Here is a 441-nt window from a genome sequence, read left to right as displayed (position 1 = left end):
GTCCAAGGGGAAGGCCAAGCTGCTCCGGGAAGAGTTTGAACAAGGAAAGCTGGATCAACAGCGTATTTTAGAACTGCTGGCCTGCGAGAAACCGGCAAAGCCAGATCGGGGCCTGGTATCTGTCCGCCTCCCCAGAAGCTGCGGGAAGTATTTTTCGGAAGGTGCGTCTCAAAAAGAAATCTCTGAAATTCTAGAAAAAGCTCTTGATTTTTACTTCCAGTCAGGAAGGAACACATCATCCGCATAAGAAGTTAGGGCATGATGGCTTCATCCGCCATCAGCCCTTTCTTTTTGCCCATTTCACATTTTACAACGAAAGGATGGATCAAAATGACAGCAGCAGGAACGCCCTCCACCGCCCGTCCCATGGATGGTCCACTGCTCAGCAGGCTTTATCAGATGGGGATCGTCAAAAGAGATGGAGAAATCAACGTAGAGAAC

The 441-nt window shown here is 49.2% G+C and carries 2 protein-coding genes; both read left to right on the top strand.

Features of this window, described 5'->3' with window-relative positions:
* The coding region (locus tag RX395_RS10105; protein WP_316367383.1) for a hypothetical protein at positions 1-247 on the top strand (247 nt) is incomplete at its 5' end.
* Positions 248-258: 11 nt separating this feature from the next.
* Positions 259-441 (top strand): hypothetical protein (locus RX395_RS10100; protein ID WP_316367381.1); only part of this gene is annotated, 183 nt, incomplete at its 3' end.

Origin of the sequence: Collinsella aerofaciens (genome assembly GCF_032584215.1) — a bacterium.
Classification (GTDB): Bacteria; Actinomycetota; Coriobacteriia; order Coriobacteriales; family Coriobacteriaceae; genus Collinsella.
This window is presented reverse-complemented; position numbering and strand designations above follow the sequence as displayed.